17 protein-coding genes are annotated in these 23653 nt (G+C 48.2%); all 17 read right to left on the bottom strand.

Annotation, left to right across the window (positions count from 1 at the left end; all coding sequences use genetic code 11):
* Positions 1-5: 5 nt before the first annotated feature.
* Complete coding sequence (locus AC5SV9_RS00275) at positions 6-1403, bottom strand: undecaprenyl-phosphate glucose phosphotransferase (RefSeq protein ID WP_475150455.1); 1398 nt, start codon at positions 1401-1403, stop codon at positions 6-8.
* 223 nt (positions 1404-1626) lie between these two features.
* Positions 1627-2922: a VpsF family polysaccharide biosynthesis protein gene (locus tag AC5SV9_RS00270; protein ID WP_475150457.1), complete on the bottom strand. Its 1296-nt coding sequence runs from the start codon at positions 2920-2922 to the stop codon at positions 1627-1629.
* A gap of 1 nt (position 2923) precedes the next feature.
* Positions 2924-4354: a lipopolysaccharide biosynthesis protein gene (locus tag AC5SV9_RS00265; RefSeq protein WP_475150459.1), complete on the bottom strand. Its 1431-nt coding sequence runs from the start codon at positions 4352-4354 to the stop codon at positions 2924-2926.
* Positions 4354-5421, bottom strand: coding sequence for an acyltransferase family protein (locus AC5SV9_RS00260; protein WP_475150462.1), 1068 nt, complete (start codon positions 5419-5421; stop codon positions 4354-4356). The genes AC5SV9_RS00265 and AC5SV9_RS00260 overlap by 1 nt, the downstream gene beginning before the upstream one ends.
* Entirely contained in the window at positions 5414-6538 is a 1125-nt protein-coding gene (locus AC5SV9_RS00255; RefSeq protein ID WP_475150464.1) for an endo-1,4-beta-xylanase, read from the bottom strand. The genes AC5SV9_RS00260 and AC5SV9_RS00255 overlap by 8 nt, the downstream gene beginning before the upstream one ends.
* A 38-nt stretch (positions 6539-6576) precedes the next feature.
* Positions 6577-7800, bottom strand: a complete 1224-nt coding sequence (locus tag AC5SV9_RS00250) for a glycosyltransferase (RefSeq protein ID WP_475150466.1) — start codon at positions 7798-7800, stop codon at positions 6577-6579.
* Positions 7801-7814: 14 nt separating this feature from the next.
* Positions 7815-8939: a glycosyltransferase family 4 protein gene (locus AC5SV9_RS00245; RefSeq protein WP_475150467.1), complete on the bottom strand. Its 1125-nt coding sequence runs from the start codon at positions 8937-8939 to the stop codon at positions 7815-7817.
* Positions 8936-10303 (bottom strand): phosphohexomutase domain-containing protein, encoded by a 1368-nt coding sequence (locus AC5SV9_RS00240; RefSeq protein WP_475150469.1) that lies wholly within the window; start codon positions 10301-10303, stop codon positions 8936-8938. Before AC5SV9_RS00240 ends, AC5SV9_RS00245 begins: the two co-directional genes overlap by 4 nt.
* Before the next feature lie 4 nt (positions 10304-10307).
* Positions 10308-11714 carry a mannose-1-phosphate guanylyltransferase/mannose-6-phosphate isomerase gene (locus AC5SV9_RS00235; RefSeq protein WP_273024609.1) on the bottom strand — a complete coding sequence of 469 codons (1407 nt, stop codon included), beginning with the start codon at positions 11712-11714 and terminating at the stop codon, positions 10308-10310.
* A gap of 22 nt (positions 11715-11736) precedes the next feature.
* A complete protein-coding gene (locus AC5SV9_RS00230; protein WP_475150472.1) occupies positions 11737-12768 on the bottom strand; it encodes an acyltransferase family protein in 1032 nt (343 codons plus the stop codon).
* Between the two features lie 8 nt (positions 12769-12776).
* Positions 12777-13832, bottom strand: coding sequence for a glycosyltransferase (locus tag AC5SV9_RS00225; protein WP_475150474.1), 1056 nt, complete (start codon positions 13830-13832; stop codon positions 12777-12779).
* Positions 13832-14620: a WecB/TagA/CpsF family glycosyltransferase gene (locus tag AC5SV9_RS00220; protein ID WP_475150477.1), complete on the bottom strand. Its 789-nt coding sequence runs from the start codon at positions 14618-14620 to the stop codon at positions 13832-13834. Before AC5SV9_RS00220 ends, AC5SV9_RS00225 begins: the two co-directional genes overlap by 1 nt.
* Positions 14621-14634: 14 nt before the next feature.
* Entirely contained in the window at positions 14635-15606 is a 972-nt protein-coding gene (galU, locus tag AC5SV9_RS00215; RefSeq protein ID WP_475150479.1) for a UTP--glucose-1-phosphate uridylyltransferase GalU, read from the bottom strand.
* Positions 15607-15744: 138 nt separating this feature from the next.
* Positions 15745-16953, bottom strand: coding sequence for a class I SAM-dependent methyltransferase (locus AC5SV9_RS00210; RefSeq protein ID WP_475150482.1), 1209 nt, complete (start codon positions 16951-16953; stop codon positions 15745-15747).
* A gap of 77 nt (positions 16954-17030) precedes the next feature.
* The gene (locus AC5SV9_RS00205; protein WP_475150484.1) at positions 17031-17546 is read right to left on the bottom strand and encodes a cell division protein ZapC domain-containing protein; all 516 of its coding nucleotides are present in this window, start codon (positions 17544-17546) and stop codon (positions 17031-17033) included.
* Positions 17547-17662: 116 nt separating this feature from the next.
* Positions 17663-18673 carry a quinone-dependent dihydroorotate dehydrogenase gene (gene pyrD, locus AC5SV9_RS00200; protein WP_475150487.1) on the bottom strand — a complete coding sequence of 337 codons (1011 nt, stop codon included), beginning with the start codon at positions 18671-18673 and terminating at the stop codon, positions 17663-17665.
* 64 nt (positions 18674-18737) lie between these two features.
* Positions 18738-23576, bottom strand: a complete 4839-nt coding sequence (locus AC5SV9_RS00195; RefSeq protein ID WP_475150489.1) for an NAD-glutamate dehydrogenase — start codon at positions 23574-23576, stop codon at positions 18738-18740.
* Positions 23577-23653: the final 77 nt, after the last annotated feature.

Below are 23653 nucleotides of genomic sequence, written 5' to 3'. Positions count from 1 at the left end.
TCCTGTTAGTAGGCATTTTTATCAACAAAGCCCTTAAATACCGTTTTAAATACGATGCTGACATCAAACAGCAACGACCAGTTTCGGATATAGTCCAGGTCGTATTTCACCCGCATTTCCATTTTTTCCAGCGTGTCCGTTTCACCGCGCCAGCCATTTATCTGCGCCCAACCGGTAATACCGGGTCTGACTTTATGCCGCAACATATAAAAGGCGACTTGTTTACGGTACTCTTCGTTATGCGCAACGGCATGCGGCCTTGGGCCGACAACCGACATTTCGCCCAGTAGCACATTGAAAAACTGCGGTAACTCATCCAATGACGTCCGGCGTAAAAATGCTCCGACCGGTGTAATACGCTTGTCATTACGCTTAGCCTGTATTACAGCGCCGCCGTTTTCCATCACTTTCATCGAGCGAAACTTATATACGCCTATTTTTTTTCCATCCAGACCATACCTGTCCTGACGAAATAACACAGGCCCGCTTGACGTAAGCTTAACAGCCAGTGCAATAAGGATTAAAAGCGGAGAAATTAATAACAACACAGTGCTGCTGAACAACAAATCAAAACTGCGTTTGTAGAAACTCTGAAAACCAAACATAGGAGATTCAAACACACTCAGCGTATCGATGTTACCGACATTACCGATACGGGCATGCATCAGGTTTTTCAGCAGAAATTCCGGCACCATCAACACATCAACTGTTGTGTCTCCAAGCCGGCTGATAATATCTGCTATGCGTTTTTCCGCCATCATCGGTAAACAGATATACAACTTGGCAATCTTGCCCCGCCGCGCCATGTTTACCGCAGCTTCGACATCACCGAGCAGTGCTTCAGTCGGCATATCTTCAAGCCTTTCCGATGCCCGGTCATCATAAAAACCTATACAGTTAAAACCTAACTCAATGTGCTGAGCCATTTCTTCGCGCAGCGCAATACCCGAAGGTGTAAGGCCGATAATAGCCACCTGCTGCAGGCTTAAACCACGTTTGCGACGCCAGGTTTTTATTGCGCGGGCAACCAGGCGCCACAGGATCAGCACTGATAAACCTGCAACATAAGACGTACTTAACACCAGGCGGGAGAATGTTTCGGCTTCTTTCATCAGGAAGAGCCCGGCGACGATCAGTAAGAACGACACCGTATGAATAACGGCGACATGCATCAGCATGCGTGAAAAGCGGCCCGCGCGCCACGAGCGGTACAACTGCACCGATTCAGCCAGATACGAATAGATAGCCAAAGAGGCACTGAGTAGCAGCAGGTATTCTTTGTCAAAAGGCACCTGGTACACATACAAGCAGCTAAGAAATACGGCTACCAGAATCATCAGATCGATTAACCGGTATACTACTGATGAGCCCGAATGCTCATAACGGAATATTGAGTTAGTCATGGTTTCTGCTCCGCATTAGTTCAGCTTCACAGAATATGGGGGGTGCCGGGCCGGACTGCAGCTATGCACACCTCGGATATTCTGTATCGCTACTAAACTACTGCGCCAACAGCAACAGTGACAAACGAACATTTATAACCTGTTGGGTTATAATTTTTCACTCGTAATTAATACTTTATTCAACATTTGATTCACATTTTGTTCAGCTTGGCGTGCTATAGCATCAGCCGGTTATTGCACCGGGCCGGACATCGTGCTCTTCGGCAAACAGCAACAATGTCATTATTAATGCTGCACTTAACATAATGGTTTTGCCAGATATACCGGTGCCAGAACTCCAAGCGATAACCGCATATAGCCACGGGAAAATAAGCAAAGTTGATAGTTTGCGATATAACTGACTCAGATTCAGATAAAGCGCATACAGCAGAAAACCGGACAACAATGCCCCATAAGTCAGCGTCAGCGCTATCCAGCCAATTTCAATACCGTAGCGCGAACCATATAGCAGCACCTTAGCCGCCAAACTGCGGTCTATATCGCCAAGCAGTAAGTTTATCAGCGGGGTATCAAGCATTATTTCAATGGCAATAAGCCGGGTTGACGCACTGCCCTGGTCATCCGCCATTCTGCTAAGTACCGGGTCCAGTAAGCCGGCTAAATAAGCCGCATACAACAGTAAAGGCAGTAGCAACAACGAGGATAACAAATACAACAAAGCATTTCGCGACATTGCGCGGCGCTGCAGGCTTTGTGCACCTTTGATTATAAGCATTAGCATTAACACAAGCAGAAACGCCAGAATAGAGCCGCGTCCGCCGAAAAGAGGCAAAGCAATTAACAACATGGCTGCAGTTAAACTTTCCCCTAACGACACCCTGGCAAACAGAAAGCGCGCGCCAAAACACACCAGGAAGAACCCGCTTAGCATGGTACTGGTTAGCGGATGCCCCATAAGCCCGGCAGACCGCACCTGCCCCCAGTGAGACGTATCTATAACTTCACCACTGCTGATATCGGTTAGTACCAGTGGTGCAATCAGCCCTCCGGTTAAATATTCATATACGCCAACCGCAGCATTGGCGAACAACAACAACAGTAATATCTGTTTAAGTTGTATCAAACGTTTCAGGCTTTGGGCTTTTAACAGCATGACAAAAAGTGCAGCGCTGACATAACTGACGATAGCCGATGACAAAGGTCGACCGAGCAAAATATCCTGCAGTAGCAGGCAAACTGCTGCGGCAAGTAACAAGAAGTGGCTACGCAGCAATGTAAGCGAATACAATTGCTGTATTCCGCCACGGTACAAAGCCCAGATCATTATGCTAAACAGTAACAAGTAGCTTGATGGGTGGATCTTTTGCAGTGGGCTGCCCCCGGGGGAGTCATAAAAAATACCAAACAGGTAAAGCACATTACCCGATAAACTGAACAAGGCGATGATGGCCAGCGCCAGCACTATTACACTGAGCTGTGGCGCAGGCATTAACATATTACGTTGAAAACTGTCTGACATATTAACCCGCAGATTGGCGAAGCCGTATCAGGCCGCTGATATCTTGTCTGAACAGCAGCAGCATAAGTGCAGTGTAAGACAGCGCCCCAACAAATATTTTCAGCGCCAGTGCAGTGACAGCATTTGCCGCTGACACCTTGTCAACCAGCAGAAACATCACCGTCACAGCAAATACTGTTTTCAATATATTGATATACGGCAAACGAACGCGGGCGCTGAGTACCAGCCACAAAACGATTCCACCAATACCTGCGGCCAGAGCAGCAGCACTGGCCATAGCGCCACCTTGTATCCCAAAGAAATTAACCATGAAAAAGCACAATCCTACTACCGCGATAGCCATAGCTGTGTCGTAAACAAAAATACTGGCTGTCTTCTTATGAATAAAAAAGTAATGGTTCAGATAACCATTTTTGATTGCTTCTATACCACCGGCCAGCAATGCCCACGGCATAACCTGCATTGTCGCCTCAACGAAGCGCTGCTCTACCAGCACAGGCACCAGCACCGGCATAATAGCGTACAGGCCAAGCAAGCCGGGTAGCAAAACGACTAACAGCAGCAATAAATTTTGTTGAAGCTGAGCAACCGCTGCCTGTTGCCCTTGTTCATGTACCAGCTTGAATAATAATGGCAGTGCAGCAGGCGTCACCATCATCGTAATCAGCGAAGCAATACGCAGGCCAAGCCCTACACCCACTGCGTAAAGCCCCGCCTGTTCCAGGCTCAAGCTCCCGGCAATGAAGTAACGCGGGTATTGCAGGATCAGCCAGGCACACAAGGCAGCACCTATCATCGGCAAACCATAATGCAGTGCCTGCTTAACGGTTTGATAGTCAGGCTGCCAGTTTAGTCTGATCTGCTGTCGCTGATGCGCCAGTACTGTCGCCAACATTTCGCCTAGTACATACCCCAGCAAAGGGTAAAGTGGATCACTACCAAACTGATACAGTAATGCTACGCCAATAAAAAGTCCGACAAAGGGCCCGATACTGGTCAATATCGAATAGCGCAGAATTTGCTGCTCCAGCGATGCTATCGCAGCATTAAAATTATTACGCGCCCGAAATACGGCATACAATGCAACGAGAACACATACTGTTGGGCTGGCAGTGTTATCAACAAACAACATTAAGTTCAACAAGGCTGCTGTTACCATGATCGCTGATGACACAGCGATAACACTGCGGGATGTCTGCCAGAAAGAGGTTAGCTGGTTATGCTGCTTGAAATGGCCATACTCCCGCATCGCATAGTGCATCCACCAGTTTACGAACATCGCCATTGCCAGTTCCTGAAACGCCGTAATAAGCGTGATATAACCAATCAGTTTCTCATCAGCAAAATAGGTCCAGAGAATAATAGACAGAAACTGTGATAGCGGCGCAAGCACCTGCGATGGCAGATATTTTAGCGTATTAGAAATCAGCATTACCGCGTTACTCCGACACGTGCGTTCAGCGGTTCAAAACAATAGCGCAGCAACACCACTCTGCGTATACACCAGCCGGCTGCTACCGAAAACACTATGCTGCCCACCAGCACAGTAGCTTGCTGCCATAGCGCAGCGTTACCGAGGTAGCGGCCAAGCACCTGTTGTAAAAACACGTGAAAAATCAAAATATATAAGCTGTACCGGCCACACAGCGTAAAAGCTTTGCTCAGTAGCGGCACCTGGCTTAGCAGTAAAGCAAATTGCAATAGCATGAAACAGCCGGGCAAAATAATGGCGGGTAACAATAGTGCAGGTGTATAGAGCCGAAGGTTAAAATCCACCGCTGCATTTAACAGGTAAACCAATGTACAGAATAACGCAGTAAATCCAATTAGTTTTATCAGGCTAAACTGTGCGTGCACAAACTGCTGGCGCAACAGATAACCCAGTGCAAAATACCCCAGCGACACCGGCGCAAAATCTGCCCCCCACGGCAAACCGGTATGTAATAAACCAGAAGCAGTGGCAAATATATGTATCTGCATAATATTAAGCACGGCACCGGCAACGATAAGCCACACTGCTGTAATCAGGTACTGTTGCCAGTGTTGCAAACGCCGGAACACTGCGCTGCCAAGAGTCAGTGCTGCCAGCGAGTACAATAAAAACAAATGCGGTAAAAACCACAATGGTGTCCAGGCGATGGTCTGGCCATTACCGTATAACATACCGGACAGATAACCGAACAGATCGCCACCGGCAAGCCACTGCTTTATCCCTATTGCTGTCAGTACGAAAAAATAAGGGCTTAACAGCACTATGCTTTTTTTGCGACAGTAATGCATCAGATCTGACGGCGGTGCAAAGAACAACCCTGCCAGCAAAAAGAAAAACGGCATTCTGACAACGCCTAGCGCTTGTGAAGCAACATGCATGTCAGCCAGCGCACTGTGGCCAAAGGCAACCAATACAATACTGATCCCACGTGCCAGTGCAATATGACTGTAATGTGGTTTGGCGTTGACTGTCGCACCTATGGGCGCTGTAACAGAAAGATTAGTCATTTCGCGGTATCGCCAGCGCCTGGGCAACCGCATGATAAGCCGGTTTTGCCTGCATGTCGCGGTCAAACGGCAGCACCCTGACCTGACGCTCCTGCCGGCCCTGATAGAACGAATATTTATCACTTAACTGCCAGGTTTGAATAATTTCAATGCCGGGTTGCTGCAGCAATTCCTGCAGAAAATCAGAATAGACTGCTGCCACATGCTGATCGCGCTCGGCAATATCATCGGCAAATATCTGATCATTAACGTCAAGCTCAGTAATATAAATGGGCAGTCCGCGCTGCTGAATTTGCTCTACCAGTTGTATAAAGGCCTCCATATCAAGATTACCCGGCGCCAAATGACATTGCAGCCCTATGGCATCAATCGGAGTGCCCTGTTCCAGTAACTGATCAAGCATGGGTAAAAATGCAGCCCTGAGCCCACGCCCCCAATGATCGGCGCGTTCAAGCCAGGCTTCGTTCAGCACGCGTTTAGCACCAGGATCAGTACGAGCAGTCACATCAAAAGCCCGTTTGATGTAGCCCGGCCCCATTGCACGGAACCAGGGCCCGGAGCGTAGGCCAAATTCTTTATTATGGCCTGGCCACATTGGCTCATTAACCACATCCCACGAATGAAACTTTCCGGCATAGCGCCCTACTACCTCTTCGATATGACGATCTAACCAATAGGCAACATGACTGGGAGCGGCTTGTTTAAGCCACTCCGGGTTCCATTCGTTCCAAATTAACGTATGCCCGCGGATTGGAAGCCCGGCAGATTGACAAAATGCAACCAACTGATCGGCTTTGTAATAATTTATCGACTCTTCACGCCACCTTAGCGTGGCAAACTTAAACTGATAATCGGTCGTTAAAATACCGCAATGGTGTTTTAATAACTCGCCATACTGAGGGTCGTTAACTGACGCCATATCAAAGGCGCTACCAAACATCCGGCCTGACGCCGCGGCTATCTGATGTAACGACTCTACCTCTGTCCCTGCTGACGACTGCGCCACAGCTGTCTCCGCTGCGGCCTGCCCCGTTTTAATGGCTGGTGCTTTTTTTACTGCATTTGCCATCGCTGGCGGCAGCATTGCTGCTGCACTTAAACCAAGCATACGTTGCATAAATTGTCTGCGCGAAACCATAGGTAAACCTCGTATATTTAACTTTGAGTGACGACATCTCCATTGTCAGAATGTAATTGTTGATGACGGCCGAATAATACCTGCATCTGATTACTGGCTTTGTAAGGTGCAACCATTTGGCTCACCACTTCCGGGTGCAGGTGGCCGCTGCGTATTTTCTGCCAATACTGCAACATCTGCTGAGCCAGCTGCTGCACTATTTGCTCTGAGTCTTCATTCGCTGTAAGTACTGCGCCGTTTACGTCGTTATCGATCACCAGTGACAGCTGTGGCAAATTAACAGAGCATACCGGCCGGCCTGCGCACAGGGCTTCAAGCACATACACCGGCATGCCTTCAAATACCGATGTGACGATACCCATATGCCACTGCGGCCACAGTTTTGCTACGTCAGCGGATGTTTTAAAACCATGACAGGTACTCAGGTGTGCAATTTTTTCAAACTCGGCAAAACTGTGCGGTTTTGCCGCACCAACATAATGAAACTCGACCTGGTCATCAGTTTGGCGGGCCAGCTCAGCTATCACTTTAAACATCATACCCGGGCGTTTGAATGTATCTAACCGGCCGACAAATGCCACTTTCAGCGGCCCATCCAGCTGCTGGTAAGGTGTTGGTTTAAACAGCTGGTCGTCCACACTTACCGTCATAAAATCAGTTTTTGCAGCGGCTTTAGGATAATCTGCGCGGATCCTGTCTGTTTGTTGCTGGTTAACCGAATATACGTGCTGTGCTCCATGAACTGCGTGTTTCTCATTAAACTTATGCAGAAACCAGTAGCGGCTCAGCAGCGAGTCCATGGGTTGATCCGGATTAGCATCACCATGGGTTGTTAATACATAATCAAAACCAAACAGGCGACATAACCAGGAAAACTCGTAGCGTTGAATATCAAAACTCGACGGCATTTCTTTGGCCAGAGCGCGGATGCGGCCACTGAAACGAATAAAGTTAACAAAAAATCGTAGTGTGGTTGATTGAAACAGCGACTTTGCCGCCGAGTTCACCCCTTCATGCTGACAATGCATAATCGGCATAAATAAAAAGCGTCCGCCATACAACTCAACTTCTGTCAGCTCACCAAGTTTACGCTTGCCACTGTCGTCTACGCCTATCAGTACCAGCCGCATATCAGGCGGGCAATATTTCAGTAACTGGCGTACATGGGTTTCAATACCCCCGACTTTACTGCCATAGGGATCCAGCGGATGAACTGAAAAAAGTGTTGATTTGTAAGTCATATTGTTACCTTAAGTTAGTTTAACTGGCGTTGGCTGGCCACTGTGGCGCAGCCAAGCTGCGTAAACACCTGTTCGGTTTGTCTGGCCGCTTTGTGCCAGCTGAATCGTTGCTGATTCTGCAATGCCTTTTCTGACAGCTCACTGAACACTTTGTCATTGTTGAGCAATGCATACATATGACGGGCCAACTCGCTGGCATCACCTGCGGGGAAATAGACAGCTCCCTCACCGGCAACCTCACGCAGTACCGGTATATCTGAGGCGATAACCGGTGTGCCATGAGCCTGAGCCTCTATTACCGGCAAACCAAAACCTTCATAACGCGATGGAAATGCCAAAAATCTGGCTTGCCGGTACAGAGCGCTAAGTTCAGTATCGCTAACATAACCAACAGATACCGGCGCAAGCCCTTCCGGGATAGCAGCAACTAAACGGGCAAACTTGCCATCGCTGTCAGCTCCGACGTGTTTAACCTCTATCTCCCGCTGGCACCCCTTTAGTAAGCCCAGAGCTTTTACCAACGTGTCGGCACCTTTATTCGGCGATACGTTAGCGACAAATAAGCCAAAGCTCTGCCGTTTCTTCACATCACTGTCCACGCTTTGCGGCACGCTAAGACAGGGACCCTCGGCGATCACAGTGGTTTTGTCTGCAAACTGCGGAAAATAACGCAGCAAGTCCTGACGGGTATTTTCTGATACACAGATAATGCGACTGGCAGAGCGGCAGGTCAGCGGATAAAACAGCTTCCACCACAGCCTGTGATGGGGTTTGTACGAAGACGGCGACACATTAAAATACAGATCATGTGTTACCGTGACTCTTGGCCAGCTACCAAGAAAGCCCCCCAGAGGGTTACAGTTAAATTCGATATCAGCCTGTTGCTGCTTCATCACCTTAGGCACCAGCGTTAACTGGCGCAACAGATTACGCGGTGTTGACTCTACAAAAGGTACTGATATCACCGTCAGGCCGGGCGTACGAAGGTCTGCCGGCAAACATTCCTCATCCCACGACGTCAACAGTACATACTGGTGCCGGCCAGACTTCACTAACTCAGCCAACAGAGAAAACAAGTATTTGCTGATACCTGAAATACGATTAGCAGGCTCAAGTAAGTGATTCACCAGAATTTTCATGCTGCCACCAGTAATTTGCTGATTTCATCGGTGTAACGACGCATCAAATCAATATCACCCCGGCTTTCCACGTTCAGCCGAACTACCGGCTCCGTATTTGAGCTTCGAAGATTAAAGCGCCAGTTGGCAAACTCCAGGCTGATGCCATCTGTTCTGTCCACAACCAAGGCTTCCGACAGATAATGCTGCATAACGCGCTCTATCGCCTGCTGAGGATCAGACAGCGTGAAGTTGATTTCGCCAGATGAAGGAAAAGCCGCTATGCGCTGGTCGACCAGCTCAGATAAAGGCTGGGCTTTACGACACATCAGCTCCGCAACCAGAAGCCATGGGATCATGCCGCTGTCACAGTACGCAAAATCACGAAAATAGTGATGAGCACTCATTTCGCCGCCATAAACCGCATCTTCCTGGCGCATACGCTCTTTAATAAAAGCGTGTCCGGTCTTGGATTGCACCGGCATGCCACCAGCCCTGATGGCCAGATCGATGGTGTTCCAGGTTAAACGCGGGTCGTGAATAATTTTGGCGCCCTGATGTTTTTGCAGGAAAGCTTCAGCCAATAAACCCACTATGTAATACCCTTCGATAAAGCGGCCCTGCTCGTCGAATAAAAAACAGCGGTCAAAGTCGCCATCCCAGGCAATACCAAAGTCAGCTTTGTGCTCCAGCACAGCACTACGGGTATCGGCGCGGTTTTCAACGAGTAGCGGGTTAGGTATACCATTGGGGAAAGTCGCGTCAGGCTGATGATGTACTTTAATAAAGTTCACCGGCACTTTGTGTTGGATGAATGCCTGCTCCAGTGCATCAATAACATGGCCTGCTGCACCATTGCCAGAGTTGACCACAATGTTCAAAGGTTCAAACAGCGCTAAATCAACATAACTGAGCAAATGGTCAATGTAAGCATCTAACACCGACTTTTTGCTGTATTTCCCGCGCTGCGTAACAGGCTTAAAATCGGCCTGCTCGGCAAGTTTTTGAATTGCAAACAGCCCACTATCTCCGCTGATTGGCCTGGCACCTTTTTGCACCAGCTTCATACCGTTGTAGTCGATGGGATTATGGCTGGCGGTTACTTCGATACCACCATCAACGTCAAGATAAAAGGTAGCGAAATACACTTCTTCTGTGCCGGTCATGCCAAGATCTATCACATCACTGCCGGCGTCCATCAGACCTTCTGCCAGCGCCTGTTTCAGATCCTCTGAGCTGGCACGGACATCGCCACCCAGCACCACTTGTTTGGGCTGAAGAAATTCGCCAAAGGCCCGGCCAATACGATAAGCAATATCGGTATTAAGCTGCTCGCCGAGTTTGCCGCGGATATCGTAGGCTTTAAAACATGTCAGTTTTTGCATCTGATCAGGCTCTCCCGTATCGGTCTTCAAAACGCACTATGTCGTCTTCTCCCAGATAAGCGCCTGACTGCACTTCTATAAGCTCAAGTGGCACTTTGCCGGGGTTTTCCAATGCGTGCACTGCAGTGATTGGTATGTAAACCGACTGGTTTTCAGTAACATACTGTTCTTTGCCATCGATAGTGACCCTGGCAGTACCAGACACAACTATCCAGTGTTCTGCCCGGTGATGGTGCATTTGTACCGACAATTTTGCGCCGGGTTTTACGGTGATCCGTTTAACCTGAAAACGCTCAGCACAATCTACTGAATCGTATTTACCCCATGGCCGGTATACCTCACGGTGAAACACCGCTTCGCTGCGTCCCATCTGGGCTAATTGGTTAACAATTTGCTTAACCTGCTGGGCCTGGTCTTTGTGCGCCACCAGCACGGCATCTTTAGTGCTGATCACAACCAAATCTTTCACGCCAATAGCCGCCACCAGTTTGTCATCGCTGCGCACGTAACTGTTTTCACTGTCCAGTGCCAGTACATCGCCACACAAAACATTGCCATCAGAATCTTTTGCCGATACCTGCCAAAGCGCGGCAAAACCGCCGACATCATTCCAGCCGGCATCAAGCGGCACGGCTACAGCATGTTCAGTTTTTTCCATCACGGCATAATCGATAGAGTCCGACGGGCAAGCTTCAAAAGCGGTTTTGTTTACCCGGACAAACTCTAAATCAGCAACTTGTTCCGTCATGGCGGCTTCACAGGCAGCATAAATATCCGGTCTGAACTTTTGTAACTGCTGCAGGTAAATATCGGCACGAAACATAAACATACCGCTGTTCCAGTAATATTCTCCGCTTTGCAGATAAAACTCCGCAGTGCTCAAATCCGGCTTTTCAATAAAACTGTCTACCCGATACGCGTTACCTGATTTTTCACCGCGTTTAATATAGCCATAGCCTGTTTCTGCGCTTGAAGGCACTATGCCAAAGGTAACCAGTTGTCCGCCCTGTGCCAAAGGCAAGGCTTGTTCAACTGCCTGCTGGAAAGCGGGTGTGTTGTTTATTACATGATCTGCCGCCAACACTAACAGCACAGCTTCAGCGTGGCCCTGTTGCTTGGCTCGCAGTGCGGCAAGTGCTATTGCCGGCGCCGTATTGCGTCCTGCCGGCTCCAGCAAAATATCTGCCTTACCATTACCCAACTGCCGGATCTGCTCCGCCGCGATAAAGCGATGGTCTTCATTGCAGATCAGCAATGGCGTACTATGCTGCAGCCCGCTCAGGCGCAGTAATGTTTGTTGCAACATAGTGTGACGCCCTGTCAGTGGTAAAAACTGCTTTGGAAAATTACCACGCGACAGCGGCCATAAACGGGTACCTGAACCCCCGGCCATAATTACAGGTGTAAACATAACAGCTCCTTTAAAATACCCTTTACCAGCCTATTACCCGTCTGCTGTACGAACCCAGAACCTGCTTCGCACACCAGGCCAGCAACAACGTAGTAAAGAAAACCGTAAACGTCAGAACATGCCAGTACATAAAGCCGGCAAAATTGTTCTGTAGCACCCGCTTAAATACGGCAATCACAATCGGGTGCAGAAAAAATATTGCAAAGCTGGCCGATGCGATAAGGTCAATCAACCGGTAACGCTTATGCCAGTAACGTTCAAACAGTAGCAAAATGGCTACCGCCTGCATCACCTTTTCCACTAACTTCAGATCTGCACCAGCATACTCGAAAAATGCTTTGTGCGCGTTATGCGCAATACCCAACCAGGCACTTTGATACACTGACAACACCAGAGAACAGATAAGCAGCACCCACGGAAGAGCACGATAGTTATCCTTCAACAATGCGTAGTGACGATTAAATACCATGCCAAACATGAACACAGGCAGAAAATACACAAAACTCTGCAGCGGATTCAGATTATCTTCTGAGCGATGCACAAACATCGCGATTACCAGCAAAGCGCCAACGACAGCCAGTTGCAAAACCTGATTTTGCATGCGGTAAAACCGAACCAATAACGGCGATATTGCAAATACCAGCATAATAAAAGGTATATACCAGTAACCCGTCAGTACCCGCCCGGTCAGTAGATACTGTATAAATGGCTGAATATACTGATAATACAGGCCAGAACGTTCATCGACAAAATAACCCGGATATTGAATAACGACTGCCAGACATATCACCGGGATCGACAGGAAAAGATAAGGTGACGCGATGTTGCGCCATTTTTTTCCGATAAAATCAGCATAACGAAATGTATTGACGTTAAGGTGTGCAAACAGAAACCCACTGATAAACGCAAAGAAAAACGTGCCACCGGGTATCATGTACAAATACACTTTCTCCCAGGTTTGCTCCGGGTACCAATTTGAGATCCAGAAGCAGTGGCCACAGACGATCAGAAAAATAGCCAGCGCGCGAAAATTGTTTATGCCATTGAAAAACACTGCTTACCCTACCCTGAGATCAGCGCCGCAGCATTGGCTTTGTCTGCCATTGCCAGGGCGTTCCAGCGCTGAATATTCAGCCTGGCAAGTTCAGCTTGCTGCTGCATCGCGGCGCTGTCCTGGCAAAATGCCAGAATTTGATCAGCTGCCCCTACAGCGTCGCCGGTATCTATCAGCAATCCGGAATTACCCAATACTTCGGCAAATACCGGTATTTTAGCCGCAACCACAGCTATACCACTGTACTGCAGCTCTAACAGCGGCAAGCCTAAACCTTCGTCATGCGACGTGGATAAATAAAAGGTCGCACTGCTTATTAACGCTCTGATCTCATCCGCACTGAGATAGCCATAGCACACCACGCCCGGGGTATTCTGCAGTAAATTGGCATCCGGCCCCCAGCCTAGCCGTCCTACAACATGCAGCTCCACCTCACTACCTGACCTGGCCCGTAGTTCATTAAGAATAGCCACAGCCGCCGCATAATTCTTACGCGGCTCTACGGTACCCAGCATTACCAACTTTAATCTGGATGGTTCAACTGTGCCATAGCGCTGTTCATCATGCTGCAACTCAAATACATTTCGTACCTGAGGCCGTAACATAATGATCTGCGCATCGGGCTGGCAAAACTGCTGTAAATCCTGTTTGGTTTTTTCTGAATTGACAAAAAAACGCTTTAATCTTTTTACTGCAAAGGCGAAAGACGGCCGCATATAAAGCCTTGCCTTGAGATTAAGCTCATGCTGACGTGTCAGCAGAAAAACATCATGGATATAAGGGATCAGCCTGTCATTTAGCATCAGCGTTGCCAGCACTGATGGAGGAAAACCCGGTGTGATTATTAGACTATCAGGGTACTTAAGCGCCGCATACAAAATGCCAAACCACTGCTGTAATAGCATACCGCTAATACTACGCGACTTTAATCTGACAACCTGGCTGTTACCAAGCGCTTCATCAGAAAACAACTCTTCTGTAATGCGCTCGATACCTGTCGTTTTACGGCCTAAATGAGAACAATCAATAATGGCATCAGGCAACATCATAGAGGATGAAGACATTAGCGACTCTCCTTCGCAGTCAACCTGTATTCTGTCAGTGCTATCCGCAGAAAACTCCATGAGTCAACCAGGTAGCGTTTGGCCAGACGGCGCGGGTTAGAAAACAAGCGCCACGCCCATTCCATGTTGACAAGTTGTATCCACTGTGGGGCCCGTTTGGCTGTACCGGCAAAAAAATCCAGCCCGGCACCAAAGCCGAAGCCATACATACCGGTCAGTTGCGCTCTGTGTTTCTGCATCCATAATTCCGATTTAGGCGCACCGACACCAAAAAACAGATGGGTAGTGCCAACTGCCTGGATCTGCGTGAGGATTTCATTGCTGCGTAGTGCGTCTTTTTCAAAACCGAACTCAGGTACTATCACGCGCTGGTCCGGGTTGGTGTAACCTCTGCCGGCTAACCAGCAACGCAGGTAATCCGCCGTGGCTTCACTGGCACAGACAAAAAACGGCGAATGCCACACCGGACTTAAGCTAGCAAGGATGGCCGGAAATAAATCCGCCCCTGTTATACGTCCAGGCGTGGCAATGTTTAACGCTTTTAGCAAACTCACAACCGGAAAGCCGTCTGCGGTAACCAGCCAGGCATGTTCACAGGCATGTTTGAACTCCGGCTGTCTGCGCATTGTGACCATATGATCAACATTGGTCGTCACCACCAGCCTTAAAGCTTCATCTTCCGGTGCCAGTGACATGACACTTTGCACAATTTGTTCCTGTGACAGCAGGCAAAAAGATAGGCCTGCCACAGGCTGACTTTTACGGATATGCGGTGTGCTGTTTTGCATAGCTTGTATGCCTCTTACACTGTTTTTAACAGCTGCAGATGTCGCTTATCTTTATTTAGATCTGCGAAAATGCGCTCGATGGTGGCACGTAAGGGTTGAGCATATTGCTCATGCTGCAATGCATACTCGATATTCGCTTGTATCAACCCCAGCTTGGTGCCGCAATCATGGCTCTTACCAATGATGTGATATGCCTCCGTCTTCTCGCGTAAGCACAACTGATATATCGCATCGGTAAGCTGTATTTCATCGCCGGCGCCGGGTGGTATATGGGCAAGCAAGTCCCAGATATGTTCTGACAACACATAACGGCCTGTAATCGCAAAATTGCTTGGCGCTTCATTGACGGCAGGTTTCTCTATCATGTCAGTTATCGTTGCGCTGGTGCCAGCTTTTAAGCTTGCATCATTCAAGTCAACAATACCGTACTGATTAACCATGTTACCGGGTACCGGCTCGACCATAATCTGACTGGCCCCCGTTTCGCTGTAGCGTGTCATCATTGCGGCCAGATTGTCTTTAGCAGGATCGCACTGATGTTGATCGACCAGAACGTCGGGCAGCAAAATCGCAAAAGGATTGTGACCGACTACCGGGTAGGCACACATAATGGCATTTCCAAGCCCCAGCGCGACCGGTTGGCGCACCGAAATCAGGGTGACATTCTTGGGTGTAATACTGCGTACTTCTTCGAGCAGCTGGCGTTTAACGCGTTTTTCCAGTGTGGCTTCCAGCTCGAAACTGGTATCGAAATGGTTTTCAATACTGTTTTTTGAAGAGTGTGTTACCAGTACAATTTCCGTCATCCCAGCCGCGACGGCTTCTTGCACTACATGCTGGATCAAAGGCTTATCCAGCACGGGTAACATTTCTTTCGGAATGGCTTTTGTCGCAGGCAACATTCTTGTGCCTAAGCCCGCAACGGGAATGACCGCCTTGGTAATCTTGCTGCGGCGGGTATCACTATGTGCTGGTACTGTTTTCATAGCCTCTGCATCCTTATCCTGACAGTAAAGAAACGATTTACTGATTAATGCTTAACAACGTTAAGCTTTCGGATCAGACTACAGGCGGCTGACGCGCTAAGTCAATTTTGTACAGGTGAAGTTTTTGTGATTAACGCGTTACTTAATTTCATCCGTGATATTCAGCAAGTGTTCAAGATAATGCTGATTTATACCATAAAACTTTTTTATTTCAATAACTTGAGATAGATGCTTTTCTTTGTTAATTTTTTGTTTGTTTTTTATTGCCAGAATCATCTTGTTTTTGCTGGTATGCTCGAGCGAAACAAACTCGAATACTTTAGTGGTATAGCCAGAAGCTTCCAACAGCAAAGCCCGCACACTGTCGGTTACCATCTCAGCTTCCTGGCCCAGATGGATACCATGCGTTAACATCGGCGCCAGTACCGCAGGCAGTGTCATTTGCGGGCGTATTTGCTTGTGGCAACAAGGCGAACACATAATGATTTCTGCACCTGTTGCTATACCCATATGAATCGCATAATCGGTTGCGATGTCGCACGCATGCAGTGCTATCATGACATTGATACCCCGGGCTTTAAAGTGCTTTACGTCTCCCTGTTCAAAATGTATGCCCGCTAACGACAGTTTTTCAGCTGTGTTATTACATAAATCCACCAGGTTTTGTCGTAGCTCAACGCCGGTAACTTTTGCTTGTAGCCCCAAAGTATTGGTCAGATAGTCATGCATGGCGAAAGTCAGATAGGCTTTACCTGAACCAAAATCCGCCACATGCAGCTGCTGCCGTTGTTTCAAGCCAGATTCCTGCACGGCATTAGAAAAGATTTCAATAAACTTGTTTATCTGCTTCCATTTACGCGACATCGACGGTATCAACTGCTGCTGTGCATCAGTCACGCCAAGCTCCTGCAAAAAAGGCCTTTGCAGCGACAGGTAGCGATGCTTTTCACGGTTATGAGTGGGAGCCTGCGCTGTGGCGGAGTGCTGCAGTTGCTGCAGTTGCTTCACCTGATACAACACCTTTCCCTTTTTGCTTATGGCAAGTTGTGCTTCCGCATCTGCGGTGAATAAGTTTGCAGCGCTAAAGCTATTACCCAGTAAACTGCGGATTTCTATTGAAGCGGCCTCTGCATCTAGGTTACGCGTAACGTCATTCGTCTGATATTTGTAGGTAAAACTAAGCAGCCATTGCTGTTTTAACTGCACCGGGCGCACCTGAACCTGCTTTAAGGGTTCATTACCGCGGTATTTACTCAATACCAGCTTAAGTAACTGTTGGCCGCTAACAGCAGAGCCAAGCAAGTTAAAGAAAGCATCAAGTTCAGCAGAAGAAACAATAGCAGACATAGATTAGATTCACGGCAACATCAAATGCCGCTAGTTTAGTCGGTTAAACACAGCAGGGAAATAACAGATCGGTAAATTCAGGCAATTTGCCGGTAAGACACCGCAGTTTTCAAAGAGCTGATACGATTTGCCAGCACGCGGATAATCTGCAACCTTGGTAGCACTTTGCCGGCCAGCGTCGTTATCTCACCCAGCAACAGACAATTAGCACTCTCAGAGTCAGTAGACAGTACCAGCGCATACTGGCTGCTCAGGCCACGTATCGTCACCACGTCAAACTGAGCAGGCTCATACCGCTGGCCCTGTTGAAAGTACCAACTTTTGTGCGCCTGTTGCTGGACAAAAGGCGCACATAGCGCAGTAAGGCATAACTCGAGGCGGATTGCTGCCGGTAAATCCAGTTGCTGCAAACTCTCGTCTATATGCCAGAACGCTTGAGCTTCTGCCATCGACAACGGCTGCTTTTGCGGCTGTTGGATCAGCTGCGACTGAGCAAAAGGCGAACAAAACTGCGCCTCGTCGCTGATATCCAGCAACAAGCGGTCTTTTTTATTGCAGTATGTCCAAAACCAGCGCTCTGACGGCCTAAGCATAAGATTTCCTATTAAATCCCAATTGGCTAACAATTATGCAGTTACAGAAATACACTAAGCTGATCAAGATGTTAAAGACCTTTTGGTTATAACATACCAAGATCAGCTACTGATCCTTATAAGCTGGTAACGATCTGTTTTACCAGCTCTGGCCCACGGTAGATAAAACCGGTGTAAACCTGTAACAGATTTGCACCTGCCGCCAGTTTTTCCTGCGCTGATTGAGCGTCATCTATTCCGCCAACACCAATTATTGGCAGCTTAGTTCCTACGGCGGCTCTTAGTTGGCGCAATACCTCAGTACTTTTTTGTCTGACGGGCTGCCCACTCAGGCCACCTGCTTCGTCTGCATACTGCAGGCCCTGTACCAGGCTTCTGTCTAATGTTGTGTTGGTCGCTATTACACCGTCCATCTTGCTGTTTAGCAGCGTCTCCGCAACCTGATTTACAGCCACCAGATCCATATCCGGCGCAATTTTTACAAACACCGGCACATACTTGTCATGGCGGGCCTGCAAATCCAGCTGCTCATTTTTCACACTTTGCAACAGATCATACAAGGCATCACCAAATTGCAGATCACGTAAACCGGGGGTGTTTGGTGAGGAAATATTCACTGTAATATAGCTGGCATGCGTATAGACTTTACGCATACAGTGGATATAGTCATCTTTACCCTGCTCGTTCGGTGTATCTTTATTCTTACCGATATTAATACCAAGCACACCTTTGTAACTGGCCTTTTTGACATTTTCGACCAGATAATCAACACCTTTGTTGTTAAAACCCATGCGGTTAATAATGGCATTAGCTTGCGGCAAACGAAACAGCCGCGGTTTATCATTACCCACTTGTGGCCGGGGCGTGACAGTACCCACTTCAATAAAACCGAAGCCCATCTGGCCAAAGGCATCAATACACTCGGCGTTTTTGTCTAAACCCGCCGCCAAACCCAGTGGATTATCAAACCGGATCCCAGCAACAGTAACGGGCTTAACTGGCAGTTGCTGGCGCCACAATGCTGCCGCAGGCGTATGAGCCAGCCGTTTCAGGCTGCCAAGAGCAAAGTTGTGAGACCATTCGGCATCACAGGCGAACATAACTTTTTGCGCGATTGGATAAAACATAAATTGCCTTTTAAAAACAAAAAAATACCCCGGACCAGCCGGGGTATTGTAGCCATTTAGCCTGTTATTTTACAGGGTCGCAGTGGTGACTTAACAACATTAATTCACGCAATGCTACCGAGAACTTGGCAAACTCATGACTCTTGGTCGTTTTGAACTCTGCCAGCATTAAGCGCCAGCGCTCAAGCAAAGCATCATGTTCATTAATCCAGCTGCTGATAACCTCATCTGCTTCGCAGACCTTACCGCAACTGCGCACTACAACAGCAGATAATGCTCGTTGCTGCCAGTCCAACTCTTCACGATAAGACGCTCTGGCCAATGCCTGCCAGTGATTTGATACCGGCTGATTAGTAATTTGCTCAAGGAACCAGTGCAAATCAAGCTTGTCGCCCAGTTTGAAATAGATCTCAGCGACCATTGACAACGAAATCTTCTCAGCGTCAGCCACCTGTGCAATATCCATTACAGAGAATACTGTACTCAATTGTGCCAGATACTGGGCAATATCCTGCGGTACACCCTGCTCGGTCAGTGCCGATTGCTTGTGCAACAGCTGTTCAGCTTCAGATGCCGCCAGATAAGCTGGCAGTTCTTTGTTTAACTGCTGATAAGCTGGTTTGAAGAAGTCGATAGTTTGCTGAATATCCAGCGCCTTGTTACGGTGACGCAGGAACCAGCGGGTTGCCCGGCGCATTGTGCGGCGCAACTGATGTAGCAGCTTGCTTTGCAGCGCAGCAGGTATCACGTTATCCAGCTGTTCCAGCTTGCGCCACATTGGCGATAAATCAAACAGGTCACGCGCAATGGCATAACACAGTGTTACTTCACCCACACCGGCACCGGTCTCTTCCTGCATACGCTGTGCAAAATTAGGCCCCATCTCGTTAACCAGCATATTGGCTAGTTTGGTCGCGATAATTTCTGCTTTTAGCGGATGGTTTTCCATCTCTGCAGCGTACTTGTCCTGCAACATTTGTGGGAAATTAGCAAACAACTGACGTTTGAAATAAGCGTTTTCATAAATCTCTGGCAGTACCAGACGCTCTTTCAACACCATTTTACCGTAAGCAGTCAGGATAGACAGCTCAGGACGGGTTAAACCCTGCCCTTTAGCCATGCGCTCTGCCAGCTCGTCATCTGACGGCAGGAACTCCAGCTCACGGTTTAACTTGCCGTCTTTTTCCAGTGTATGAATAAAACGGGTATATTCTTTTAGCTGCTCAGCGCCTAATAAAGAAGAAATACTGATACTCTGCGTCTGACGGTAACAGTCTTTAATAACAATTGCAGCCACATCTTCAGTCATATCTAGCAGCAATTTATTACGCTGTTTCAGCGTTAAATCACCGCCGGCAACCAATGTGTTAAGCAGGATCTTGATGTTTACTTCATTGTCTGAGCAAGTCACCCCACCCACGTTATCAACGAAGTCAGTGTTGACCCGGCCGCCGTTCATCGCGTATTCAATACGGCCACGTTGCGTCGCCCCAAGGTTGCCACCTTCGCCGATGATTTTCGCTTTCAGGTCTTTACCGTTCACCCGCAGCGGCTCTGAACCGCGATCGCCAACTTCTGCGTGGCTTTCGCTGGTTGCTTTAACGTAAGTACCAATACCGCCATTCCAAATAAGGTCAACCGGCATCATTAGCGCTTCACGGATCAGCTCGTTCGGTGTCATGCTGGCTTTGGTTGTGCCCAGCATTTCCTTCATCTGTGGTGACAACTTAATGGCTTTGGCACTACGTAAGAAGATACCGCCGCCTTCAGAAATAAGAGACTTATCATAGTCATCCCAGGTGGATGTAGGCAGATTAAACATCCGGTTGCGCTCTTCCCAGCTCCTGGCTGAATCAGGGTTAGGGTCTACAAAGATATGCATGTGGTTGAATGCAACCTGCAGGCGGATATGTTTTGATAGCAACATGCCGTTACCAAACACGTCACCTGCCATGTCACCTATGCCTACACAGGTAAAGTCGGTGGTTTGACAATCGATGCCTATTTCACGGAAGTGACGTTTTACTGACTCCCAACCGCCACGCGCAGTAATGCCCATCTTCTTGTGGTCATAGCCGTTTGAACCGCCTGAAGCAAACGCATCACCGAGCCAGAAACCATATTCTTCTGAAATACCATTTGAAATATCAGAGAAGGTCGCGGTGCCTTTGTCAGCCGCTACCACCAGATACGGATCATCCTCATCATGCCGCACTACGTCTTTGGGCGGAACGATCGCGCCCTGCACGATATTGTCGGTCACATCCAGCAAACCGCGGATAAAGGTGCGGTAACAGTCTTTACCTTCATTCAGGAATGCTTCACGGCCACCGGTTTCCGGCAGTTTCTTACACACAAAACCACCTTTAGAACCGGTAGGTACTATTACGGTATTTTTAACGGTTTGTGCTTTTACCAGACCCAGTACTTCAGTACGGAAATCTTCCCGGCGGTCTGACCAGCGTAAACCGCCGCGGGCAACTTTACCAAAACGTAAATGCACACCTTCTACCCGCGGTGAGTAGACAAAAATCTCAAACATCGGTGTCGGCAGTGGCATGTCAGGAATTAAATCCGACTTAATCTTAAATGAGATATAAGGCTTATCCGTGCCCTGCGCGCTTTTCTGGAAATAGTTTGTACGCAGTGTGGCATTAATCATATCAACAAAACGACGTACTATGCGGTCATCATCCAGGTTAGCAACATTTTCCAGAGATGAAACAATCTGTTCTTCCAGTTTCTCAATCGCTTTGGGTGTCGCTTTGGATTTAGGGTCAAACTTGCTGTTAAACAGCTGCACCAGCAGGTTAGCAAGCTCAGCGTAGCGGGCAAAGGTGTTTTCGACATAAGACTGGCTGAACGTACCGCCAATCTGACGCTTGTATTTCGCTAAAGCACGCAGCAAAGAAGCCTCGCGGCCACTCAAGCCGGCACCAAGGATTAACCGGTTAAAACCATCATCTTCCAGCTCTCCATTCCATACCTTGGCAAAAGACTCCTGGAACGATTGCTGCGCAGCTTCAAAATCTGCTGGCAATGCACAGTTTAGCTCCATTGCAAAGTTAAGCACCCAGCTGACCGAGCCATCAGCACATTTCACCGCATAAGGTGTTTCACCGATAACACGCAGGCCAAAGTTTTCCAGCATTGGCAGCACATCAGACAGATGGATAGGATGATCTTTATGGAACAGATTTAACCGTACAGCTTTGCTGTCGGCTTTCTCTTCCTGCGGCCGGTAAAACAGCATTTCCAGCTTATGATCATCATTCAGTGATTCCAGCTTGCCGATATCTACCAGCGCATCGTTTGGCAACATTTCTTCTTTGTAACTGCGCGGAAAAGCATTGACGTACTTACTGATAAGCTCGCGACCGCGGGCCTCACCATAAACTCCAATTAAGGCGCTTTCTAATTTATCTTCCCAGGTACGGGCCGCTTCTACCAGATTACGTTCAATATCTTTCACTTTATACTCGACATGGCTATCGCTGATCCGCACCAGATAATGAGTACGCGCCAGCACAGATTCAGAAAAATAAGTGGTAAATTCTACCGGTTCATTGCTGCCAAGAGCACGTTGCAGTATGGCCTGAGTCTCTTTACGCAGTTGGGTGTTATAGCGCTCGCGCGGCACATACACCATAGCACTAACGAAGCGGCCAAAGCTGTCTTTACGCATAAACAGCCGCGTCATATCGCGCTCCTGCATTTGCAGCACGCCCATTGCAACATGCAACAGTTCATCAGCTGTGGCTTGGATCAACTCGTCACGCGGGTAAGTTTCCAGAATATTCAGCAGCGCTTTGTAGGCATGAGTGCCTGTTGCAAACTCCGACATTTGCATGACTTTAGCCAGTTTGCTTTTTAACAACGGAATATCGCCGGCACTGTTGTTATAAAGTGACGATGAGTACAAACCGATAAAACGATCTTCGCCGATGACTTTGCCGTCTTTATCAAATTTCTTCACGCCGATGTAATCGATATACGCCGGGCGGTGTACGCGTGACTTATTATTGGTTTTTGTCAGTATCAAAAGCGCATTGTTGACTGCTTGTTTGCGGCCACTTTCAGGCAACTCCGACAACATCAGATCACGTGATGCTGAGCGGCGCATCAAACCCAGCGAGCTTTTATCGATGCCACTGATTTTATAATCACCCTTCACCGGGGTGATGGAGTATTCGCGGTAACCAAGCAGTGTGAAGTTATCTTTTGCCAGCCAGTTTAAAAATTCGCTTGCCTGTTTTACTTCTTCAGCACTGGCTTTGCCACTTTGCTTTGGCAGCGCTTTAATCACTTCCAGCAGTTTCTCTTTTGCCGGCTGCCAGTCTTGCACGGCCAGAGAAACATCTTCCATTACCGAGTGCAGTTCGTCTGTCAGTGTCTGAATAGCAGACTTGTCGGTAACGCGATCGATTTCAATATGAAATACTGTCTGCTGGGTGCTGGCATTGGCCTTACTACCCAGCTTAAAGAAGTCTGTGATCTGCTGTTCTTTGTTACGCTCGGTCTGCAGTGGGTAATGCAGTAGCAAATGTGCTGTAATGCTTTGCCGGCTCAGGGCCATGCGCACCGAGTCAACCAGAAATGGCATATCCTGCACCACCATTTCAACAATAGTATGTTTAGACTCCCAACCGTGCTTGGCTATCTCGGGGTTAAACACCCTGATTTTTGCTGCAGGCTCAGCATGGCTGTTAAACGTTTGCCATAAGCTAAGGGCTGCACCGTATAAATCGCTGTCGTTACGGCCAACCAGATCTTCATTAGACATATTGCCGTAAAGGGTATTAGCGAATTTTTCAACCAGTTTCACCTGATCTTTTACTCGCTGTTGGATTAGTTTATTAACATTTTGTAGTAATACAGAGGGTTGACCGTCTATCAGTGCCATTTTTGTATCCTTTTTGCAGTCACTGCTTTCACAGCAGGCGCTACCGAACAAACCAGAGCGTGTCAGGTGCGCAGTGT

The sequence above is a fragment of the Rheinheimera sp. ATLC3 genome, assembly GCF_059429535.1.
Note: the sequence above shows the minus strand (reverse complement) of the source record. Positions and strands in the feature narration are given on the sequence as shown.

Bases quoted from the DNA above. Each gene is read 5' to 3' on its own strand.
- galU (WP_475150479.1), bottom strand. From the start codon at position 15,606: ATGAAAACAGTACCAGCACATAGTGATACCCGCCGCAGCAAGATTACC.
- AC5SV9_RS00255 (WP_475150464.1), bottom strand. From the start codon at position 6,538: ATGCAACGTATGCTTGGTTTAAGTGCAGCAGCAATGCTGCCGCCAGCG.
- AC5SV9_RS00245 (WP_475150467.1), bottom strand. From the start codon at position 8,939: ATGAAAATTCTGGTGAATCACTTACTTGAGCCTGCTAATCGTATTTCA.
- AC5SV9_RS00270 (WP_475150457.1), bottom strand. From the start codon at position 2,922: ATGTCAGACAGTTTTCAACGTAATATGTTAATGCCTGCGCCACAGCTC.
- AC5SV9_RS00250 (WP_475150466.1), bottom strand. From the start codon at position 7,800: ATGACTTACAAATCAACACTTTTTTCAGTTCATCCGCTGGATCCCTAT.
- AC5SV9_RS00210 (WP_475150482.1), bottom strand. From the start codon at position 16,953: ATGTCTGCTATTGTTTCTTCTGCTGAACTTGATGCTTTCTTTAACTTG.
- AC5SV9_RS00205 (WP_475150484.1), bottom strand. From the start codon at position 17,546: ATGCTTAGGCCGTCAGAGCGCTGGTTTTGGACATACTGCAATAAAAAA.
- AC5SV9_RS00260 (WP_475150462.1), bottom strand. From the start codon at position 5,421: ATGACTAATCTTTCTGTTACAGCGCCCATAGGTGCGACAGTCAACGCC.
- pyrD (WP_475150487.1), bottom strand. From the start codon at position 18,673: ATGTTTTATCCAATCGCGCAAAAAGTTATGTTCGCCTGTGATGCCGAA.
- AC5SV9_RS00235 (WP_273024609.1), bottom strand. From the start codon at position 11,714: ATGTTTACACCTGTAATTATGGCCGGGGGTTCAGGTACCCGTTTATGG.
- AC5SV9_RS00265 (WP_475150459.1), bottom strand. From the start codon at position 4,354: ATGCTGATTTCTAATACGCTAAAATATCTGCCATCGCAGGTGCTTGCG.
- AC5SV9_RS00240 (WP_475150469.1), bottom strand. From the start codon at position 10,303: ATGCAAAAACTGACATGTTTTAAAGCCTACGATATCCGCGGCAAACTC.
- AC5SV9_RS00195 (WP_475150489.1), bottom strand. From the start codon at position 23,576: ATGGCACTGATAGACGGTCAACCCTCTGTATTACTACAAAATGTTAAT.
- AC5SV9_RS00220 (WP_475150477.1), bottom strand. From the start codon at position 14,620: ATGCAAAACAGCACACCGCATATCCGTAAAAGTCAGCCTGTGGCAGGC.
- AC5SV9_RS00275 (WP_475150455.1), bottom strand. From the start codon at position 1,403: ATGACTAACTCAATATTCCGTTATGAGCATTCGGGCTCATCAGTAGTA.
- AC5SV9_RS00225 (WP_475150474.1), bottom strand. From the start codon at position 13,832: ATGTCTTCATCCTCTATGATGTTGCCTGATGCCATTATTGATTGTTCT.